The sequence below is a fragment of the Roseibium sp. RP-7 genome, assembly GCF_053005225.1.
This window is the reverse complement of record NZ_JBRKQA010000003.1, coordinates 708,176-727,522: the sequence shown is the minus strand read 5'-3', so window position 1 is coordinate 727,522 and position 19,347 is coordinate 708,176. Positions and strand designations below refer to the sequence as shown.

The following is a 19,347-nucleotide window of genomic DNA, read 5'->3' as shown; positions in this document are numbered from 1 at the left end:
CCTTGTTTGAAAGATCAGCGTACCTGCGTAACTCCTTAAAACCATCAGACATCCAAAAACATCCAATGATCGCAAGGCCAACGCCGCCTACGCTTCCCTTCCTTCAATAATCAAATTGTCAAAGAACAGAGGCATCAAAACCTCTCAAGCCGTAACCAGAACTCAACAAAAACAAGCCACTCGCCGAACCATCAAGCCCGGCCACTAGGACCAATTTTCTGGAATTAAGGTCACAAAACCCTGTCGCCAGCGACGTTGCCGCCGTCGATGAACCGGGTTATACGCAGACCAACCCAACCCGTCAACACCGGTTTTCGAAAAAAATCAAAAAAAGCGAAAAAACTTTCATTGATCACGAAAAGACGTAATATTTCAGATACTTAATAGTTATCCTTCTTTGCGCACAGCAGGCGAAACCACTATCCCCGAGCCCAGTCCACCAGCTGCCGCAATGAGCGCCATGCCCACGTTCCGGGCACCTTCCGCAGGGGTCTCCTTGCGTGTCAGCACATCAAACAGGTGCACAGCCAGAATTGCGCCTGATGCGCCGATCGGATGCCCCCTTGCAAGTGCGCCGCCCATCCGGTTCAGACCTTCAGATTCAAGACCCAGGTGCGCTGCTGTCACCATTGCCTGAACCGCATAGGCTTCCATGAGTTCTGTAGCAGCCAGCTCCGTCGCATCCATACCCAGTTCTGCGAACATGGCCTTCGCCACCTCTATCGGAACCAGAGCCGGTTCGGCGGGGTTACCGCCGGCACTTCGGCTCGCAAGTATTTTCAGGCCTGTCATCCGGCTCTCATTTGAATTCAGATGAAAGCGTTCTTGAAAGGCTTCCTCGGACATCAGCAATACCGCGGCAGCTCCGTCTGCTTCGCAGGCGATCGTTGCTGCACTAAGACCGGTTTCGTGATCGCCGTTCAGAAGCGGTGCCCTGAGGGCTGTCTTGAGCGACAGCTGTCTCGTGAACCCGTCCTCTTCCGGAAGTTTCCCTCCGGCATTGACCAGACGTCCGCGAAGATAGTCCCTTGCCGACCTCGCCTTGTCGTGTGAGGTGACAGCAAAGACCGCCTGGTCTTCTCGCGATGTTCCCGTTTCAGCGGCGAGCCTTGCGGCTGCATCTGCAAGATCCGGGTCGCCGAATGGCGCGGGCGCAAAAGCAGGACGGTCGTAAGCAACGGGCGGTACTGCCGGATCGACAGGTCTGGTCATCCGGATCGGCGACCGGCTGAAGCTTTCCGCTCCTCCTGCCAGTACAATGTCCGCCGCACCTGCCTCGATCAATCTTGCACCCATGACGATCGCATCAAGTCCCGAGCAGCACTGCGTATCGATGGTGAGAGCGGGAACCGTTTGAGGCAACCCGGCGCGAAGCGCGGCAAGGCGGGCCGGATTGCCGCCACCGTAAAGAGCATTGCCCAGAAAGACGCAGTCGACCTCTTCCGGCTTTATTCCGGCGTCAACGACAAGCTGTGCAAGAACGGATGCGGCAAGCTCGTCGGCCTGAAACGAGGCAAGTGCGCCACCGCGCGGGCAAACCGCCGTCCGCCGTGCTGCTGCGATCACTGCCTTGCGTGTCTGCGTCACCCGCTGCCTCCGGTTTTCGCCAAATCGGCCACGACTTTCCGAATATCCGGCTTGCCCCCTGGCGTCAGCGGCATCTTTGCCCTGATGTGAATATGCCTCGGCACCTTGCCGGGTGCGAGACGTTCGCGGCAATGGCGCAGCAAGATCTGCTCTGCACCCGCCAATGGCGCACCCAGCTCAACCACCGCCTCCAGCCGGTGACCGCGCACCCGATCCGGTAACCCTGCGACGACTGCAAGGGCAACGGAGGGATGTTCGGCCAATACGGCCTCAACCTCTTCCGGATAAACATTCAGCCCGGAAGTGATGACCATGCGGTTTTCCCGTCCTGTCAGAAACAGGAAGCCTCGCTCATCGAGAAAACCGTGATCGCCGACGGTGAGCCAACCGTCCCGCCAGAGCGTGTCCGGCGATGTGCCGCTTATATAGTGCGAAAACAGCAGTCCGCTCCGCACCCAGACCGGCCCGGCCCGGCCAGGGGCAGCGGGGCCCGAAGGGTCACCGATCACGATATCGACCCCTTGCGCGGCACACCCGACCGAGCCTGCGGGGACATTGTCCTCAGGTGAGGACAGCGTGATGAAGCTGGTTTCCGAAGCCCCGTAGAATTCGAAAAGGCGTGCCTCGGGGAAAACCGACTTCAAGGCCTGCCGATCGGCTTCACGCCATTTGGCCCCGCTCGCGAGAACCTGTTTCACCGCAGCGATGGGACCGCTGCGCCGGGCAGCCTCGGCCAGAAAGTGCAGCTGGGTCGGCGTTGCATAAAGGACAGAGCCTTCAGGGGCGCTGCCAAGTTCCCTCAGGACGACGCGCGGGTCGAACCGCGGCGTGAGCACCACCTGCTGGCCGCAGGCGAGGCCGCAGACAGCGCCATAAAGGTGAAGTGAATGCGTGAGCTGCCCGGGCAGGACGACGCGGCTACCTTTCGAAATACCGAAGGCCTGTGCCGACAGCTTGAAGCTTTCGAGCCACGATCTGTGAGAGCGCACATAGCCCTTGGGAACACCGCTCGATCCGGAGGTGAAGCCTGCATAAAAGAGGTCGTCTTCGTCCGGCAGGATCTCAGGTGAAGTTTCCGGTGACCTTCGTGTTTCAGTGGAACCGGTACCAGCCGTCAACAACACCGGCAGGGACTGGTCATCGATGACGAGGTCTGGCCCGACCGCTTCCAGAACTGCTGATGCCTGGGCTGAAGGCCAGTCCGGGTCCATGACCGTGGCGACACGCCCGGTGCGGGCGCAGGCAAAGAAGCAGACGACCAGGTCCGCAGGGTCCCGAAGACGCAGAACCACATAGCTTGCATGGTCGGTCCGATCACAAAGCACTGCCTCGATCCGGTTGATCCGGACTGCAAGCTCCTGCCAGGAGAGAGAATTCGGACCGCATGTGAGTGCGGCCCCAGTGGCTTTCTCACTGGCAAACCGGTCGAGACTGTCGCCGACGAAGGCCATGACGTGGCCTTGCTGGATCTTCGGAATTAAGACCGGGACAACACGGCACCCGGCAGACCGCGTGCGACGGTCTGAACGATGAGCGCCGTAAGTGCGACCTTGACCAGGTCACCGGGAATATAGATTGCGCTGCCAAGCGCGGCTTTCGGAAGGGAAAGTCCGGCCATGATGGCAACACCCGGGATGCCGAAAGCGTAGACCACCAGAATGCCGCCGACCGCAGCCGCTATTGCCGAAGACACCAGAATGTTCAGCTCGCGGGTCGACTGCATGATCAAGCCGGCCACGAGAGCTCCGACCGGCCAGCCGATCAGAAAACCGACAGAAGGACCCATGAAGACGCCAAGACCACCGCGGCCGCCGGACAGGAACGGCAAGCCCAGCGCGACGAGAAACAGGAATAGCAGCACGGCAAGCGCACCGCGGATGGGGCCGAGCATGACACCAGCCAGCATGACACCGAGGGTCTGCGCCGTGATCGGTACACCGCCGAGAAAGGCGATCGCCACCGGCGGAACCAGCCCCAGGGCGGCAATCAGCGCGGCATAGAAAGCAACGTGCACAAGAGACCTGTCAGCCATGATGAAATCGACCTTCTTCTCGTTAACAAGGGTGCTGCCGTTCAACCTCGCGCGGATCTTACCACATGAGGGTCAGGCAACGTCATCTGTGGGCGGGATATCCCAGTTTTTGGCCGAATGCCAGCCATATGGAGCTTCTTTTCGGTCATCTTGACAAGCCTTCCGAGCCGCCGCGCGCCTTCAATGCCTCGGCAACGTGATCCGACATGCTCAGGGACTGAATGGCGAAAGGCGCCAGCAGACGCCACGAATTTCGCGTGCCTGTTCGCGCCTGCCAGGCTTCGCGCAACTGACCGAAAACGACGAGCATGTAGGGCGCGAAGCGAAGCACCAGTGCAACGCCCAGCGCCGGTTTGCGAGGAGAGAAACCGAGGAACTCGAGCGGCCTGAACAGCGGCTGGACGGCATTCAGCATATCGTCCATGCGGGTGGTCACCGATACGAAATTTGCAGCCAGGATCATGATCGCAAGCCGCAGGATGATCGTAACCCCTTCCAGAAGACTTCCGGACACCCAGTGAAGCGCCAGCAGCACGGCAAGCAGAAACGACATTGCCCGCAGGAGCTTCAGTTGCGCCAGTCCCTCGCGCCCGAGGGAGGCATAACACAGGAGAACACCTGCAAGAGCCGGCAGCAGAACCCAAAATGATGTGTATCGCAGCAGCAGCAGGCTGGCGACGGCAACAGCCAGAAGTTTCAGGCCCGCGGGCATCCGGTGGGCCCAGCTGTTGCCCTGGAGATAGACCGACATCATAACTGGGCAACCTCCACATTCATGCCCTGCCGCGAGACGACGTCTTCCTGAAAGGCCGCCCGAACCGCATCCGGCGCGCCATCCATGCGCAAACGTCCGTCCTCCAGCCAGAGCAGTCTGTCGAAACCGTCGAACTGGCTGAGATCGTGACTGACGAGAACGATCTTCTGCGGCAGTGACAGGATTTTCTGGCGGATCCGCACTGTCGTCAGTGCATCAAGGCTGGCCATCGGCTCGTCCAGCACCAATAGGCGCGGCTCCATGACCAGAACCGCCAGGATGCAGACGAGCTGTTTCTGACCGCCGGAAAGTTCCGTGATCGGTTTGCCGGCCAGCCCCTCACAGCCATGCAGGGCGAGGAACGCGCGCGCGCGGCTGCGGCTTTCTTCCTTGCCGGCCCCGAGTTGGGTGAGGCCAAAGGCGATCTCTTCTTCCACCGTGGGAAAAATGGCCTGATGATCCGGATTCTGGAACACGAAGCCGACATGACGCGGCAACTCCAGTTCCGCTTCACCGGAGGGGGCTCCAAAAAGCGTGAGGTCGCCGCTCGTCGGCGTACGCAACCCGTTCAACAGGCGTACAAGAGAACTCTTGCCGGACCCGTTCAGGCCGATAATGCCGATCCGGTCTTCGGCAAGCTGCAAGGTGAGTTCCTGCAGGATATGCTCTTTGCCGACACTCAGGCCAACCCGATCGAAGACCGCGTAGGGACTGGCGTCGGGATTACAGACACTGGGCCTGTCCTTGAGTTTCCTGCTTTTGGGCCAGAATGCCATGTCACCTCGTCGCGGACGGCACTCCTTGCAAGGGCCGGTCCTGTTTTGCGCGCAGCTTATCGGTCGGATCTGCCGGCTTGTCAAAGACTGACAGGTACCTGGCAAAATCACACATTACCGCAAGGCCTTACCCTACCGGGCGGGTGAGATCGGGCAATTCGGCCAATTGGCCGATGGTGGATCTGATGCGCTGGAGCGCCCAGCGGAAACGGTCGTCGGACTGTTCGGATCCGAAGGTCAGGCGCAGATAGGGCGCCGGCTGGTGGTCCTTCGCCTGAAAATACCGGGATGACAAGACCGAAATGCCCTGGTGTCCGAGCGCGTTCTGAAGCGCGTCGGGATCGACGGTTTCCGGCAGGCGCAGCCAGCCGAACACCTTGTTGACGTCGCTCTGCAGGAAATGCGGCGCGAGCAGGTCACGCGCCGCCAGGAACCTCGTGCGGTTTGCCTTGCGCTTCAGGCGCAGCGTCTTGAACAGATGTCCCTCACGCACCCAGCCGGCAATCAGTTCTGCCGTGATCGGGGAGGCCATCCAGGTGCTTTCACCGATCTTGTTGCGAATGCTGTCACCGAAAGGCCCGGGCACATGGACGAAGCCAATCCGGCTTCCGGGTGAACAGACCTTTGAGATACTGGCGATTGAGGCCGTGCGCTCCGGCGCCAGCGCACCGAAGGCGGGCAGGGCGTCCGGCAGAAAAGGCGTATAGGGATCGTCCTCGACGATCTTCAGGTCGAATTGCCGGGCAACCGCAACCAGATCCTGCCGTTCTTCGACAGACATTGTGTGGGTGGTCGGGTTCTGCATGTTCGGCATCAGGAACACGCCCTTGACACCATGCGTCTTCGCGGCCTGGGCAAGCGCTGCCGGATCCATGGCGCCGAAGCCGCCATCGGCCCGTATCAATGCGGGCAAAGGCACCGGCTTCAGGCCGATGCTGGCAAAGGAACTGAAGATCGACGGGTAGGTGAACCGGTCGACGGCAACCGCATCGCCCGGGCGGAACAGGGCCTGGCAGGTGACCTGAATTCCGTGCTGCGCGCCACAGGTAACCGCGACCCGGTCCGGGTCGGCTTCCAGACCGTAGTCCTTGAAGACGAGAGCCCCGGTTTCGCGATGCGCCTTGAGCCCTTCAGACGGTACGAACCCGTTCAACCGGTCGATCCCCACCGTGCGCGCCATCCGCGTCAGCCCGTCGGACAGGCTCGGGTTGAGATGCGGATAGGCAAAGTTTCGCGCCAGATCGCAGGTTTCCGGCTCGTCTTCCTTCGGGGCAAGGGGCGAAACCTTCTGGGTTTCAGAGGCAATATAGGTGCCCCGTCCGGTTTCTCCCTTCACCAGCCTGCGTCGCTCGGCTTCGCCGTAGGCACGGGTGATGGTGCCGAGCGTCACGCCAAGCTGATAGGCAAGTTCGCGCTGTGGCGGCAGCCTGTCGCCCTGGGCAAGCGCCCCGGTCTTGATGTCGGCTTCCAACGCGTCCGCGATCGCCAGATAGATCGGGCCACCGGCCGCTTCGATGTTCGGGATCCACATTGTCATGAGAACAATGTTATCATTGACTGATACAATACCTCAAGACAATTAGTATCTCCGCTATTTTGTATCGATTGTATCGAAACACTCGATGCTGTGTCTGGAGATACCCATGGATTACGCCACGTTTCTCGCCTTCGCGGTGTTCGTCATCGTCATGACCGGGACACCCGGTCCGGGCAACCTGACCTTTCTGGCCATCGGCGCATCCGCAGGGTACCGCACCGCCTTTCCCGTGATTGTCGCCTCGCAGATCGGATCTTTGCCGCTCAAGCTCAGCGTTGCCTATGGCCTTGGCCATGTGATGGCCGGAGGCGGAACGGTGGTGACTGTCTTCAAGGTGCTGAGCATGGCCTATATGACCTATCTTGCCTGGCGGATCGTTGGCCTCAGCGTCAAGCCGAAGGGCGAGGTTGCGCTGCCCAGTTTCTGGGAAGGGTTGCTGATACACCCGCTCAGCCCGAAAACCTGGGCCATGAACCTGGTTGCCTTTTCAACCTTCCTGGCCGGCAACGGGCTCGGAATCCACGAAAACGCGATGATCCTGGTGGCGGGCTTTACCCTTGGCGGGATGGTGTTTCATTCCCTTTGGGCCCTGGTTGGCGTGTCGATCCTCGCCCTGATCGGCGAAGGCCCGCTCATGCGAGCCGTTACGGTGACCATGGCAATCGCCATGTTGGCGGCGACTGTTTGGGCATTGCTGATCTGAGGCTGCATGTCAGTCAATAAACAAACGGGATGAACTTGCTCGTGCGGGCTGCGTAGGCGTCGAATTGCGGGCCATATCTCCGCGAGAGATAGGCATCAAGCGCCGGGATATGAAAGACCATAAAGGAAACTGCCATGAATGCCGGAACGGCAAGCGCCGCAAGATTGTGGGTGAGCAGAGCCCAGCCCGTGAACAGCACCGTGTCGCCGAAATAGTTGATATGCATCGATGAGGCGAAGAGGCCCCCGGTGTAGCATTGACCGTGATGGGCGGGATCCCGTTTCCACCACTTGCGCTGCAGTTCCGACCAGCTGTTGAGAAACGAACCGCCGACCACCATTGCAAGCGCCACACCATCAAGAACAGAGAAGGGTACGGCGGCCTGTCGAAAGGCACCGCTGCCGAGCAACAAAAAGCCAATTTCGAAGAAGGCGATGAATGCCCCCAGTCCAAAGACCTCCGGAAAAGCCACCTTCCGGGCAAGCAGGTAGAACAGGGTCAACAGATGGCGGGCGAAATAGAGCAGAGTGCAGGCAAGCAGGAGCAGACCACGCTGCGGATCGGCGAGGGTGAGTTCCAGCCCGAACCAGGCACCGACCCGTACCCATCCACCGCCCAGAAGAAGCCAGATGCTTAAGAGCACACAGATGAGGTGAAGTGCTGCGAAGACACATTTTTGCAGCAGGGACCTTTCGTGCTGGCGACTCACGCCTCCGGATTGCGCCATGAATACTCCTTCGATCCGACAGCTCGATTTTTGGAGTTTGTGGACCGTCAATTTATTTTCGTCCAACTGGACTAAAAAGAGATCTAGACGACGCACCTTCAGGTGGTCAATATATTTATCGACCAACTGGACGAAATAATGCCGAAACAGATCGATCACGAGGCCTACCGGCTGGAACTTGCGCGCAAGGCTGCGCCCCTTTTTTCCGAACTCGGCTACTCCGGCCTTGGCATGCGCCGCGTTGCGGAAGCCCTGGGATTGTCGAAAAGCGCGCTCTATCACTACTTTCCAAACAAGAAGAGCCTGTTCCTGGCCTGCACCGAAACAGTCATGGCGCAGATGACGTCAGAGGCCGGCGCGAATGATGCTTCACAGGTGCCCGCGTCAGCACTGGTTGACTTTGCCCGGAGCCTGGAGCCTGGATTTGCAGCCGAAATCTCGCTGCTGTTCGACTACCTGCGCGGCAAGACGGGGGAAGAAATCGCCAGTGACCCGGCAATGAAGCTCGCCAATGACCAGCTGCGCGGGCACGTTCAAAGCCTTGCGGGGAGCGAGGCGGCCGACAGCGTGCTGTGCCTTTTGATGGGCACCTTGCTGATGCGCCATTTCACCGGCGGGACGCTGGATTATGAGACCATTCTGCCGGCGCTCAAGAAACTGACCTGACCGGAGGCACTGCGTGAAGCGAGACAGATCCGGCAGCATGCGCCTGCCGGATCTGCCCGACCGGCCACAGGGGAGACCGCGGCCGGGTGAAGGTCAGGCAACGGGTAAACTCTACCGCTGCAGGTCCTTCAGTTCCTTTTGCCAACGCGCCTCGAACGACGTTTCATGCGGGTTGGGGCCAAGCCCGATATCCCGGCGCAGCTCGTCCGGCAGATGAGCCACGTTCACACGCTTGCGGCCTCGGGTTGCCATCCTTGCGAACAGAGAACCGATAAGCGACCTTAATGAAAAGCCCAAGTCTTGCTGATGGGTCGCGCAGCCCGATTTCGTCTGGGAGAGCCTGAACACGTCTATAACTCCTGTTTCTTGTGAGTTACATATCGGCGGGTTCCGGTTGTCTTACCAACGAAAATTCGATAGACATGCATAAGGGAGACTTATGCATGTCAGTGAATTTGCCACCACTTTCCGCAATCCGGGCCTTTGAAGCTGCAAGTCGGCACCTGAGTTTTACCAAGGCCGGCGACGAGTTGGGCATGACCCAGGCGGCTGTCAGCTACCAGATCAAGATCCTGGAAGATCGTCTCGGCTTTCAGCTGTTCACCCGCAAGGCCCGCAAGATCGAGCTGACCGACAATGGCGGGCAACTGGCGGCGCGGGTGGTGGATGCGTTCTCCTCGCTTCGCAGTGCCTTCGAGGATATTTCCGAAAAGAATGCCGGCCAGCTTGTCGTCTCCAGCAACACCACGTTTGCGGTCAACTGGCTGTCAAACCGTCTGTTCGAGTTCCAGATGCAGAACCCGGACGTGGGCGTGCGCATCGTTCCCTATGGCCCGCATGCTGAACCGGAGTTCAACGAATCCGACGTCGTGATTTCCGCCTGCAAGGCCCCTCCGAAAAACTGGCTCGCCCATGAAATCGTGCGAGCGGACTTTACGCCGATGCTGAGCCCGAAGCTTGCGGACACGATCGGCGGCGTCAAAAAGCCCGAGGACATTCTGAAATTGCCGCTGGTCGATCCGCAGGACCCCTGGTGGCAGATGTGGTTCGAGGCAGCGGGACTGCCGAATGTCGACCTGAGCGGTCACCCTAGCTCGCGCATGGGGTCACAGGCGCTCGAGGCCAACCGGGCGATCGCAGGACAGGGCGTCGCGATCCTGACCCCCTATTTCTGCAAGACCGCCCTTGAAAACGGCCAGTTGATCCAGCCGTTCAAGCTGACCTGCCATGCCGATGACGAAAGCTGGTACATGAGTTACCCGCCAGCCTTACGCACCAGCCGCAAGGTCCGCCTGTTCCGCGACTGGGTTCATGCGGAACTGAAGCGCGACGGCATGCCCGTCACCGCGCCGATGGCAGTGGTAGCCTGAGGACACCCGGCCCCCAACCCAAGCTTCCGGATCATGAAAAAGCCCCGGCCATCCATCGGACGACCGGGGCCAATTGCTTTTCGAGCACCAAGGCCTGCCTTACGGCGTGAACACGATGGTCTTGTTGCCGACGATCATCACCCGATTTTCCAGGTGGTATTTGACGGCACGGGCCAGCACGCGGGATTCGATGTCGCGGCCACGGGCGACGAAATCGTCCGCGGAGAGCGCATGGCTTACCCGTTCGGCGTCCTGCTCGATGATCGGGCCTTCATCGAGATCCGGCGTCACATAGTGAGCGGTGGCCCCGATCATCTTGACGCCGCGAGCATGCGCCTGGTGATAGGGCTTTGCGCCCTTGAAGCTCGGCAGGAAGGAGTGGTGGATGTTGATGATCTTGCCGAACAGACGCTTGGAAAGGCTGTCGGAAAGCACCTGCATGTAGCGGGCGAGAACCACCAGATCGGCTCCGGTTTCCTTGACCAGCTTCAGCAGTTTCTCTTCCTGCTCGGCCTTGTTTTCCTTGTTCACCGGCCAGTGGTGGTACGGAATGCCTTCGTGCTCGGCCGTGCGTTGGCTGTCGGTGTGGTTGGAAACGATCGCGACCACTTCGGCATCCATCCAGCCGACGCGGATCTGGTAGAGAAGGTGCAACATGGCATGGTCGAATTTGGACACCATGACGATGACCTTCGGCCGTTTGGCCGTGTCGACCAGTTTGGCCTTCATGTCGAATCGGCTGATGACCGGGTCAAGCGCCCTCTGAACGCTTTCCAGGGTCACGCCTTCCGGAGCCAGAATGGCAATACGCAGGAAGAACTGGTTGGTTACCCGGTCCCAGAACTGGTCACTTTCGGCAATATTGGCGCCAAAATCCGCCAGTTCCGTCGTGACTGCCGCCACAATGCCAGGCTTGTCCGCGCAGGACAGCGTCAGAACGTAAAGGCTATCCGCCATGATTTTCCAGTCTCCAACCTTGAGGGCCGCAGCCCGCTGATTTTGCTTCGTGCCGGATGCCGGCCCGAACGATCAGGCAGGCATCAGACTGTGTTCCTTCAGGGCCGATACCAGATCGCTGACCCGGTCGGCATTGTCTATCGCGCGTTCTCCGGTCCTGTTCCACAGGCCGTTTTCAAAACCGATCCTGGTCTTGCCGCCCCGCCGGACCGCCTCCACCAGACACTCCGTCTCGCGGTGTCCGAAAGCGCAGACCGCCCAGTCCAGCGACTGCCCCTTGCCGCGTTCCGCGAGCTTTTCCAGAAACGGCACCAGATCTTCCGGTGCGCTTTCCTGGTCTGCCGCATAGCGCCCCAGAACGAACAGCAGCTGATGGCTTTCCCCTGCCAGGGTACCGGCTGCCGCCAGGTCGAAAAACCGGTCCAGATCATCCGCGCTGTAGACGATATGCTGGACCGCACATTCATGGTCGAATGCCCAGTGGTAAAAGGCTTTTGCCTGGTCTTCCCCGCCTTCCGGAACCATCTCCCGGATCGCGACGGAGACCGCATCCGGCTTGACCTTGTAGACCAGTTCGCGTTGCTCTTCCGGAGTGTATTTTCCAACAGCTTCCGTGGTGATTTGAACCTGCATTTGCGGCACCGCAACACGCATTTCCGACAAGAGCTCACGATAAAGCCCGGCGTCAAGCACATGGGCACCGGTAAGGTCGCGTACGTGGGCATGAAGCGCACCGGCTCCAGCCTCAAGACACGCCTTTGCCGCCACCACCGTTTCGGCGATGGTCATCGGCAGGGCGGAATGATCCGCCTTGGTCCGGCGGGCACCGTTGGGAGCCACCATGATCAATGATAAAGGCGGCGGAACAAAAAGCGCACTCATGTTCAGAAGACCGCCTTGAACGCCTGGTTGAGCTTGTCGGTGATCTCTCCGACATGGCTGTCCTGAAGAATGAAAGGCGGCGCCAGCAGGATATGGTCGCCCCGCACCCCATCGATCGTCCCGCCCATCGGGTAGCAGATTAGACCGGCCTCGAATGCTGCCTTCTTGAGCGCCTTGTTGATGCCCCTCTTCGGATCAAACGGCGCCTTGCTGGCCCGGTCCTCGACGATTTCGATGCCCCGGAAAAGTCCGCGGCCGCGAATATCACCAACATGCGGGTGCTGACCGAAAGCATCGTTAAGCGCCGTCGTCAGTTTCTCGCCCATCGGCATCACCCGGTCGGCAACGCCGCCGGTCAGTTTCCTGAACACGGCGAGCGCGGCGGCGCAGGCGGTCGGATGGCCGATGTATGTGTGGCCATGCTGGAAAAAGCCCGATCCGGTCTCGATGGCTTCGTAAATGGCAGCGGTGCACAGCATGGCACCGACCGGCTGATAGCCGGCTCCTAGCCCTTTCGCGATGCATAGAATATCCGGTGCGACACCATCCTGCTCACAGGCAAACAGGGTGCCCGTGCGGCCCATGCCGCACATGACCTCGTCCAGGATCAGAAGCACGCCGTAATTATCGCAGATCTCCCGGATCCGCTTGAAATAACCTTCGACCGGCGGCAGGGCACCCGCCGTCGCACCGACAACCGGTTCTGCAACGAAAGCCATGACGTTTTCCGGCCCGAGCCGAAGGATTTCCGCTTCCAGTTCGTTGGCGATCCGCTGACCGTAGTCGAAGGCGGTTTCCCCCTCGCGGCGATCCCGATACTCGTAACAGGGGGCAATATGGGTGGTATCGATCATCAACGGTGCAAAAGGCTCCCGCCGCCACTGGTTGCCGCCGGTTGCCAGCGCACCAAGCGTATTGCCGTGGTAGCTCTGCCTACGGGCAATTACCCGGTGCCGCGACGCTTCACCCTTCTCCAGGAAATACTGACGCGCCAGCTTCAGCGCCGCCTCCATGGCTTCCGATCCACCGGAGACGAAATAGACGCGGTCCAGATTGCCTGGTGCTTTTCCGATCAGGAGGTCCGCCAGTTCCTCTGCAGGTTCGCTGGTGAAAAAGCCTGTATGGGCGAAGGCGATCCGGTCCACCTGGGCCTTGATGGCAGCGATCACATCCGGATCGCTGTGCCCGAGACAGGAGACCGCGGCGCCGCCGGATCCATCGAAATATTTCTTTCCGGACCGATCGAGAATGTAGCAACCATCCCCTGTTACTGCGACGGGGAGATCGGCTTTGGTGTGGCGGGGAAAAACATGAGACATGGCAAACGCATCCGACAACTGACGGGACAGCCCGCATTGGGTTGACGCATTTGTATCAGAAAACGTTAGCTCCTGAAACATTTGTTTCGAAGGCGCGTTAACCACGTTTTTCATTAGAATTTTAATAAAATTCAATCAGCCTGCGCGCGGGGGACGAGATTGTAATCAGTAACCGAAGGCCGCCCGTCATGCGTCAGCGCCTCACCGCCTGGATCGTATTCCTAGGATTGACTGTCACACTTGCCGGCTGCGGAACCGTCGCCGGTGTTACCGGCATGGGCTGGATGACCGCATCCCACAATTCCATCGACTATAACGACAGTTCCTGGTGCGTGCCGCGCAAGCTGAAGAAGGTTCTAAACCGGGTTGCATCCCGCTATGGCAAAGTGACTGTCAGCTCGACCAAGCGCTGGTGGCTTGAGAACTGGTGGAAGGGTGGCGCCAAGGACTCTTATCACCTCAACTGCCGGGCGGTCGATTTTTCGGTCCGTGGCAACCCGTCGTCCGTCATTGCCTTCTTGAAATCACAGCCGGAAGTTGGCGGATACAAGCACTATTCTTCCGGCCACTACCACATTGACACCGGCCCGCGCCGGACCTGGTAGCCGCCTGGCAGGCAATAGCCCGGCCCGGTATGTACCGGGCCTGATTGGCCAGTGACGGCAAACGCTACTTCAGTTCGCCCAGTTCCAGTGCCATTTCCCATGCGACAGGGTCAAAGCCGACGAAATTCTTGGTTTCGCCTGCCACGATCGGCCTTTTGATAACGGACGGGTTCTCGATCATCACGTCGAGCGCGCTCTTGGCGTCGACAACGCTGTCCTGCGTTGCTTCGTCCAGGCGCCGCCAGGTGGTGCCGCGCTTGTTCAGGATAGACTCCCATCCGAATTCACCGACAAAGCCGGCCAGTCGATCGGCATCGACGCCATCCTTCTTGTAGTCGTGGAACTCATAAGGCACGCCGGCCTCTTCCAGAAACTTCCGCGCCTTCTTGACGGTGTCGCAGTTCTTGATGCCGTAGACCTTCATCGCCTCTTCCCGATTGTTGGATGTCCGGCCCGGAATGTGCCGACTGACGCCCGGGATGCAAGGTCATAGCCGAAGAAAACCCGAAATTTTGCGAAATTTGACCTGACAGTGCCCGCATGCCGAGGAGTTTTCCACGTTGCGCGTGCCTTCACGGGCAGTTCACCGCATTTCCCTTTTGCCTTCTTGACCTCGGCTGCCCCCCGCGCTTCAAGTGGCAATTGACAGCGCAGACCGGCAGAAGGCCGGAACGGCCAGACCGGAGACTGAAAATATATGCAGGAAGAGGCCCCCGGCACAAGCCGGCCAAACAGACCCGCGACGGCCGCCAAATCTTCTGAAAAGTCCGCTTCGGCTGCAAGACCGGGCAAGAAGTCCGACAGTGTCATGGTCGCCGGAGGGAACTGGCGTCAGCGGCTCCGGCTGTGGAGCGGCCTGATCCTGTTCACTTTCTGCCTCAGCCATTTTTCAAATCACGCCCTCGGCATCATTTCCTTCCAGGCCATGGACCAGGCCTCGGTCTGGCACTACTGGGTCTGGAGAAGCCCACTTGGGGAAACTGTCCTCATCCTCGCCGCGCTGACCCATGTGCTGCTCGCCTTGTGGCGGACAAGCAAACGGCGAACGTTGAAGATGTCCCGTTGGGAGCTTTTGCAACTCGCCCTCGGTCTTTACATTCCCTGGCTCCTGATACCGCATGTCACCACGACCATGGGCGTTGCCAAGGAGTTCGGCTTCCTGCCGCTCTACGAGCAGATGCTGACGCTGCTGTGGCCGAATGCGGCGGTCAATCAGTCTATTCTGCTGCTCATGGTGTGGACCCACGCCATGATCGGCCTGCACTTCTTCCTGCGCCTTTATCCGGCTTACCAGAAGCTGAAGCCACTGGCGGCCGGGTTTGCCTTTGCGATGCCGGTTCTTGCCATCTGGGGCTGGATTGAAGGCGCCCGCCGGCTGGCCCTCAGCCGTGACGTAACCCTCCGAATCACTCCGGACCAGCAATTGTGGGCCAGCGAGGTCGTCGTTCAGTTCCGGGCAGTCGTGTTCGGCCTGATTGCCGTCAGCCTGTTGGCCATCCTGATCCGTTACCTTCTCAGCCTGAAAGCGCGCAGCCTGACCGTGGTCTACCCAGGCGGACTGACGGTGAAGGCGCAACCGGGCGCAACGCTGCTGGAAATCAGCCGTATGAACGACATACCGATCGCATCGGTGTGCGGCGGGCGGGCCAGATGCTCCACCTGCCGGGTGAAAATTCTGGAGGGCGGCGAAACCTTGCCGAAACCGAGTGTTGCCGAAGCTGCGGTGCTGACACGGATCGGCGCGGGAAGCGACATTCGGCTGGCCTGCCAGGCGCGCCCGGAAAGCAACGTGGAAGTGCAGCCCCTTGTACCGGTCAAGGCCAGTGCAATTATCGGCGAACACCTGAAGGACGCTTATTACTGGGGCGTCGAGCAGGATGTGGTGGTCATGTTCGTGGACCTGCGCAATTTCACCGGCATCACCGAAAGCCAGCTCGCCTATGACGTGGTTTATCTGCTCAACAGCTACCTGGACCAGGCCTCAGCCGCGATCCGGGAGGAGGGCGGCTATGTCGACAAGTTCATTGGTGACGGCATCATGGCCATCTTCGGCATGGACAGCAACGCGGAAACCGGCGCCCGGCAAGCTCTTGCCGCCTGCCGCCGTATCGAGAAGGTCATGAAATCGCTCGACAAGGAGAAGGGTCCGCAGTTTCGCGATCCGATCCGGCTCGGCATTGGCCTGCATCTGGGGCCGGCCATTCTCGGTCGCATCGGCGCCGCCGGAACGGCAGGCAAACGCGGCGGGCTGACTGCGCTTGGCGACGTGGTCAACACCGCCAGCCGGCTGGAAACGGAGAACAAGAACCACGGCAGCTTCATGGTTGTTTCCAAGGCTGTTGTCGATGCGGCAGGCGCGCGGATCGACGGTGCCGAAGAGGCCGAGATCAAGGTGCGCGGCAAGGAAATCCCCTTGCAAATCCTTGCGGTGAAAAGCTTAGATGGTCTCCATCTCGCTGACGCCGTTCCCGCCTGAGACCCATCCTCCCTGTCACAAAACCTCTGGAGACCACGTGAGCCGGATCTACACGCCTCGGGAAATGCTGGAGAAACTGATCTCCTTCAACACCGTTTCGGATCGAAGCAACCTCGATCTGATCACCTTCGTCGAAGACTATCTCAGCCAATGGGGTGTCGCTTCAGGGCGGGCGCTGGATGAAACGGGCCAAAAAGCCGCTCTTTATGCCCGCATCGGTCCGGATATAGACGGTGGAACGGTCCTGTCCGCCCACACCGATGTCGTTCCGGTGGCGGGCCAGAACTGGTCTCACGATCCTTTTTCCGCCTGGGAGGAAAACGGCCGCCTCTACGGCCGTGGCGCTGCGGACATGAAAGGCTTCGCGGCAACTGTGCTTGCCAAGGTTCCGGATTTTCTGAATGCACCGCTCAGACGGCCCATCCATATCGCGCTGTCCTATGACGAGGAAACCGGCTGCGACGGGGCCAGGGTGCTGATCCCTGAAATGCTGGCAAACGGCCCGCGCCCTTCGGTGGTGATTGTGGGCGAACCGACCAGCATGAAGGTCGTTACGGGCCACAAGGGCATTACGGTACTGAAGACGCGCATCCAGGGGCATCCGGTCCATTCCAGCCAGTTGCACCGGGGTGTTTCGGCGATTTCGGTGGCGGCCAGGCTGATCGGATGGCTGGATGCCAGAACCGCGGAGAACCGGGCCAAGGCCGATCCGGACTGCCCGTTCGAACCGCCCTACACCACCTTGCATTGCGGCACCATTTCCGGCGGCCAGGCACACAACATCACGGCCCAGCACTGCGAATTCGTGACTGATATCCGGCTGCTGCCGGGTGAACACGCGAAGGACTGGGTCGCAGCCTACCGGGCCTTCATCGAAAATGAGGTTCTGCCGAGAATGAAAGCGATCTCGCCGGACTGCGCCATCGAGGTGAGAGAACTTGCCTATGTGCCCGGGCTGGGAGAGGAACAGGAAGGGTTGGCGGAAACGACCGCCAGGCGTCTGACCGGCGACAACAGCCGCAACGTCGTGGTCTATGCCACCGAAGGCGGGATCTTCCAGGATCACGGACTTTCGACCGTGGTTTGCGGTCCCGGATCCATCGATCAGGCCCATCAGCCCGACGAATTTATCGAGCTTTCCGAACTCGACCGCTGCGCTGCCTTCCTCGACAAGCTGATTGACAGAATGTCGCAATTTGACAGCTAAACGGGTTTGAACACAGAGATTTACGATGTCATAGTCGTTTTTGACAACATGGCCGCATGGTCCTGGCAGGGGGGTGCGGCCGTGGAGCAAAGCCGAAACCGGAAAACGAGGGGACTATGAACAAAAGAAAAATTGTCATCGCCGCAGCGCTGTTTGCGGCGGGAACGGGGACTGCTGTTCATGCTGAAACGCTGAAATTTGCCTTTCAGGGTGCACTGAACGCGCTTGATCCCTACAGTCTCAACGAGACCTTCACCCTGTCGTCGCTCGGCAATACCTATGAAGGCCTGACGCGCCGTGGTCCGGACCTGGCCATTGAACCGGCCCTGGCCGAGAGCTGGGAAATCGTCGATCCGAACCGCTGGCGTTTCCACCTGCGCAAGGGCGTAAAGTTTCACAACGGCAGCGATTTCACTGCCGAAGACGTTGCCTTTTCCGTCGACCGCGTGCGCTCGGAAGGGTCTGACCTGACCACCCGCGTCCCGGCTGATGCCAAGGTCGAGATTGTTGACGACTACACGGTCGATTTCGTTCTCACCGGTCCGAACCCGATCCTGCATTACGAGTGGGACACGTTCTACATCATGGACAAGGAGTGGACGACGGAGAACGACGCGGTGAAAGTCACCTCGGCGTCCGACACTTCTGCGAACCATGCGGCACTCAATGCAAATGGTACCGGCCCGTTCAAGATCGTCAGCCATGAAGCCGGCGTGAAGACCGTCTATGAAAAATACGACGGCTGGTGGGACGAAGCCAAGCACAATATCGACACGGTGGAATTCACGCCGATCGGTTCCGATGCAACGCGCGTTGCCGCGCTGCTGTCCGGCGAGATGGACATGGTCTACCCGATCCCGGTGCAGGACATCAAACGCATCAACGACAATGCGGGAACCAAGGCGCTGACCGGACCGGAACTGCGCACGATCTTCCTTGGCATGGACCAGATGCGCGACGAGCTGCTCTATTCCGACGTCAAGGGCAAGAACCCGCTCAAGGATGCCCGGGTGCGCAAGGCCTTCTACCAGGCGATCGACATCGAGGGGATCAAGAAGAAGGTCATGCGGGACCTGTCCAACCCGTCTGCCCTGATGGTTTCGCCGCTGCTGTTCTCCAAGTCGGCCGATTTCGAGCGTTATCCCTATGACCCGGAAGCCGCCAAGGCACTGCTGGCCGAAGCCGGCTATGCAGACGGCTTTTCCATCGGCATGGACTGCCCGAATGACCGGTACGTCAACGACGAGGCGATCTGCCAGGCGGTTGCCGCCATGCTGGCCCGTATCGGCGTGAAGGTGAACCTCAACGCCCAGCCAAAGGCGAAATACTTCGCCAAGATCCTTGCTTCCGGTGGTTACGACACGTCGTTCTACCTGCTTGGCTGGACCCCCGGATCCTTCGACAGCTGGAACGTTCTGGACAACCTGATGAACTGCCGCGACGAATCCGGCAAAGGTTCGCCGTTCAACAACGGTGGCTTCTGCGACGAGAAGATCGACCAGCTGACCGACGAAATCCTGGTCGAGATCGATCCGGAAAAGCGTGACGCCATGATTGCTGAAGCCTTCCGCATCAGCCACGAGAACGCCTACTACCTCCCGCTGCACCAGCAGAGCCTGGCATGGGGCGTTTCCGACAAGCTGGACCTTGTCCAGCGTGCCGACAACCAGTTCCAGTTCCGCTTCGTGACCAAGAACTGATCCTGAAGCACAGCAAATGACGCTCCCGGCAACTCCGCCGGGGGCGTAT

19 protein-coding genes are annotated in these 19,347 nt (G+C 59.8%); 7 read left to right on the top strand and 12 right to left on the bottom strand.

The window, feature by feature from the left end; genetic code table 11:
- Nucleotides 1-387: 387 nt before the first annotated feature.
- The 6 genes from ACVDG9_RS26270 to ACVDG9_RS26245 all read right to left on the bottom strand — a co-directional run bounded on the left by ACVDG9_RS26270 (nucleotide 388) and on the right by ACVDG9_RS26245 (nucleotide 6,686).
- Nucleotides 388-1,587 carry a thiolase family protein gene (locus ACVDG9_RS26270; RefSeq protein ID WP_447239357.1) on the bottom strand — a complete coding sequence of 400 codons (1,200 nt, stop codon included), beginning with the start codon at nucleotides 1,585-1,587 and terminating at the stop codon, nucleotides 388-390.
- On the bottom strand, nucleotides 1,584-3,038 hold the full coding sequence (locus tag ACVDG9_RS26265; RefSeq protein ID WP_447239356.1) for an AMP-binding protein: 1,455 nt from the start codon (nucleotides 3,036-3,038) through the stop codon (nucleotides 1,584-1,586). Before ACVDG9_RS26265 ends, ACVDG9_RS26270 begins: the two co-directional genes overlap by 4 nt.
- Nucleotides 3,039-3,064: 26 nt before the next feature.
- Nucleotides 3,065-3,619, bottom strand: coding sequence for a biotin transporter BioY (locus ACVDG9_RS26260; protein ID WP_031269905.1), 555 nt, complete (start codon nucleotides 3,617-3,619; stop codon nucleotides 3,065-3,067).
- 145 nt (nucleotides 3,620-3,764) lie between these two features.
- Nucleotides 3,765-4,373, bottom strand: coding sequence for an energy-coupling factor transporter transmembrane component T family protein (locus tag ACVDG9_RS26255; RefSeq protein WP_023002284.1), 609 nt, complete (start codon nucleotides 4,371-4,373; stop codon nucleotides 3,765-3,767).
- Nucleotides 4,370-5,149 carry an energy-coupling factor ABC transporter ATP-binding protein gene (locus ACVDG9_RS26250; protein ID WP_447239355.1) on the bottom strand — a complete coding sequence of 260 codons (780 nt, stop codon included), beginning with the start codon at nucleotides 5,147-5,149 and terminating at the stop codon, nucleotides 4,370-4,372. Before ACVDG9_RS26250 ends, ACVDG9_RS26255 begins: the two co-directional genes overlap by 4 nt.
- A 127-nt stretch (nucleotides 5,150-5,276) precedes the next feature.
- Entirely contained in the window at nucleotides 5,277-6,686 is a 1,410-nt protein-coding gene (locus ACVDG9_RS26245; protein WP_209014511.1) for an aminotransferase-like domain-containing protein, read from the bottom strand.
- A 106-nt stretch (nucleotides 6,687-6,792) separates the two neighbouring features.
- On the opposite strand from ACVDG9_RS26245, the gene ACVDG9_RS26240 reads away from it, so the two are divergent.
- On the top strand, nucleotides 6,793-7,389 hold the full coding sequence (locus tag ACVDG9_RS26240; protein ID WP_447239354.1) for a LysE family translocator: 597 nt from the start codon (nucleotides 6,793-6,795) through the stop codon (nucleotides 7,387-7,389).
- Nucleotides 7,390-7,402: 13 nt separating this feature from the next.
- On the opposite strand, the gene ACVDG9_RS26235 is transcribed toward ACVDG9_RS26240, so the two are convergent.
- Nucleotides 7,403-8,275 (bottom strand): methyltransferase family protein, encoded by an 873-nt coding sequence (locus ACVDG9_RS26235; RefSeq protein ID WP_447239353.1) that lies wholly within the window; start codon nucleotides 8,273-8,275, stop codon nucleotides 7,403-7,405.
- On the opposite strand from ACVDG9_RS26235, the gene ACVDG9_RS26230 reads away from it, so the two are divergent.
- Nucleotides 8,255-8,782: a TetR/AcrR family transcriptional regulator gene (locus ACVDG9_RS26230; RefSeq protein ID WP_055660585.1), complete on the top strand. Its 528-nt coding sequence runs from the start codon at nucleotides 8,255-8,257 to the stop codon at nucleotides 8,780-8,782. The genes ACVDG9_RS26235 and ACVDG9_RS26230 overlap by 21 nt on opposite strands.
- Before the next feature lie 111 nt (nucleotides 8,783-8,893).
- Here the strand turns inward: ACVDG9_RS26230 and ACVDG9_RS26225 are convergent, their stop codons facing one another.
- A complete protein-coding gene (locus ACVDG9_RS26225) occupies nucleotides 8,894-9,034 on the bottom strand; it encodes a hypothetical protein (RefSeq protein ID WP_023002290.1) in 141 nt (46 codons plus the stop codon).
- A 191-nt stretch (nucleotides 9,035-9,225) separates the two neighbouring features.
- Here ACVDG9_RS26225 and ACVDG9_RS26220 point away from each other — a divergent pair, with 191 nt between their 5' ends.
- Entirely contained in the window at nucleotides 9,226-10,152 is a 927-nt protein-coding gene (locus ACVDG9_RS26220) for a LysR family transcriptional regulator (protein WP_023002291.1), read from the top strand.
- 99 nt (nucleotides 10,153-10,251) lie between these two features.
- Here ACVDG9_RS26220 and purU read toward each other — a convergent pair whose 3' ends face one another.
- From purU to ACVDG9_RS26205, 3 genes are all read right to left on the bottom strand, one after another.
- Entirely contained in the window at nucleotides 10,252-11,109 is an 858-nt protein-coding gene (gene purU, locus ACVDG9_RS26215; protein WP_023002292.1) for a formyltetrahydrofolate deformylase, read from the bottom strand.
- A 72-nt stretch (nucleotides 11,110-11,181) separates the two neighbouring features.
- Nucleotides 11,182-11,991, bottom strand: a complete 810-nt coding sequence (locus ACVDG9_RS26210; protein WP_289807657.1) for a beta-keto acid cleavage family enzyme — start codon at nucleotides 11,989-11,991, stop codon at nucleotides 11,182-11,184.
- A 2-nt stretch (nucleotides 11,992-11,993) separates the two neighbouring features.
- A complete protein-coding gene (locus tag ACVDG9_RS26205; RefSeq protein ID WP_447239352.1) occupies nucleotides 11,994-13,310 on the bottom strand; it encodes an aspartate aminotransferase family protein in 1,317 nt (438 codons plus the stop codon).
- A 188-nt stretch (nucleotides 13,311-13,498) separates the two neighbouring features.
- Between ACVDG9_RS26205 and ACVDG9_RS26200 the strand changes: the two genes are divergently transcribed.
- Nucleotides 13,499-13,915, top strand: a complete 417-nt coding sequence (locus ACVDG9_RS26200; RefSeq protein ID WP_075284578.1) for a YcbK family protein — start codon at nucleotides 13,499-13,501, stop codon at nucleotides 13,913-13,915.
- A 64-nt stretch (nucleotides 13,916-13,979) separates the two neighbouring features.
- Here ACVDG9_RS26200 and ACVDG9_RS26195 read toward each other — a convergent pair whose 3' ends face one another.
- A complete protein-coding gene (locus ACVDG9_RS26195; RefSeq protein ID WP_023002296.1) occupies nucleotides 13,980-14,339 on the bottom strand; it encodes an ArsC family reductase in 360 nt (119 codons plus the stop codon).
- Between the two features lie 273 nt (nucleotides 14,340-14,612).
- Between ACVDG9_RS26195 and ACVDG9_RS26190 the strand changes: the two genes are divergently transcribed.
- From ACVDG9_RS26190 to ACVDG9_RS26180, 3 genes are all read left to right on the top strand, one after another.
- Nucleotides 14,613-16,391 (top strand): adenylate/guanylate cyclase domain-containing protein, encoded by a 1,779-nt coding sequence (locus ACVDG9_RS26190; RefSeq protein WP_152504993.1) that lies wholly within the window; start codon nucleotides 14,613-14,615, stop codon nucleotides 16,389-16,391.
- A 64-nt stretch (nucleotides 16,392-16,455) separates the two neighbouring features.
- Nucleotides 16,456-17,598, top strand: coding sequence for an acetylornithine deacetylase (argE, locus tag ACVDG9_RS26185; RefSeq protein ID WP_447239369.1), 1,143 nt, complete (start codon nucleotides 16,456-16,458; stop codon nucleotides 17,596-17,598).
- 116 nt (nucleotides 17,599-17,714) lie between these two features.
- Nucleotides 17,715-19,298 (top strand): ABC transporter substrate-binding protein, encoded by a 1,584-nt coding sequence (locus ACVDG9_RS26180; RefSeq protein ID WP_031269916.1) that lies wholly within the window; start codon nucleotides 17,715-17,717, stop codon nucleotides 19,296-19,298.
- The last annotated feature ends 49 nt before the right edge of the window (nucleotides 19,299-19,347 follow it).

Bases quoted from the DNA above. Each gene is read 5' to 3' on its own strand.
- ACVDG9_RS26240 (WP_447239354.1), top strand. From the start codon at position 6,793: ATGGATTACGCCACGTTTCTCGCCTTCGCGGTGTTCGTCATCGTCATG.
- ACVDG9_RS26200 (WP_075284578.1), top strand. From the start codon at position 13,499: ATGCGTCAGCGCCTCACCGCCTGGATCGTATTCCTAGGATTGACTGTC.
- ACVDG9_RS26205 (WP_447239352.1), bottom strand. From the start codon at position 13,310: ATGTCTCATGTTTTTCCCCGCCACACCAAAGCCGATCTCCCCGTCGCA.
- ACVDG9_RS26260 (WP_031269905.1), bottom strand. From the start codon at position 3,619: ATGGCTGACAGGTCTCTTGTGCACGTTGCTTTCTATGCCGCGCTGATT.
- purU (WP_023002292.1), bottom strand. From the start codon at position 11,109: ATGGCGGATAGCCTTTACGTTCTGACGCTGTCCTGCGCGGACAAGCCT.
- ACVDG9_RS26225 (WP_023002290.1), bottom strand. From the start codon at position 9,034: ATGGCAACCCGAGGCCGCAAGCGTGTGAACGTGGCTCATCTGCCGGAC.
- ACVDG9_RS26220 (WP_023002291.1), top strand. From the start codon at position 9,226: ATGTCAGTGAATTTGCCACCACTTTCCGCAATCCGGGCCTTTGAAGCT.
- ACVDG9_RS26255 (WP_023002284.1), bottom strand. From the start codon at position 4,373: ATGATGTCGGTCTATCTCCAGGGCAACAGCTGGGCCCACCGGATGCCC.
- ACVDG9_RS26250 (WP_447239355.1), bottom strand. From the start codon at position 5,149: ATGGCATTCTGGCCCAAAAGCAGGAAACTCAAGGACAGGCCCAGTGTC.
- ACVDG9_RS26180 (WP_031269916.1), top strand. From the start codon at position 17,715: ATGAACAAAAGAAAAATTGTCATCGCCGCAGCGCTGTTTGCGGCGGGA.
- argE (WP_447239369.1), top strand. From the start codon at position 16,456: ATGCTGGAGAAACTGATCTCCTTCAACACCGTTTCGGATCGAAGCAAC.
- ACVDG9_RS26245 (WP_209014511.1), bottom strand. From the start codon at position 6,686: ATGACAATGTGGATCCCGAACATCGAAGCGGCCGGTGGCCCGATCTAT.
- ACVDG9_RS26210 (WP_289807657.1), bottom strand. From the start codon at position 11,991: ATGAGTGCGCTTTTTGTTCCGCCGCCTTTATCATTGATCATGGTGGCT.
- ACVDG9_RS26190 (WP_152504993.1), top strand. From the start codon at position 14,613: ATGCAGGAAGAGGCCCCCGGCACAAGCCGGCCAAACAGACCCGCGACG.
- ACVDG9_RS26265 (WP_447239356.1), bottom strand. From the start codon at position 3,038: ATGGCCTTCGTCGGCGACAGTCTCGACCGGTTTGCCAGTGAGAAAGCC.
- ACVDG9_RS26195 (WP_023002296.1), bottom strand. From the start codon at position 14,339: ATGAAGGTCTACGGCATCAAGAACTGCGACACCGTCAAGAAGGCGCGG.
- ACVDG9_RS26230 (WP_055660585.1), top strand. From the start codon at position 8,255: ATGCCGAAACAGATCGATCACGAGGCCTACCGGCTGGAACTTGCGCGC.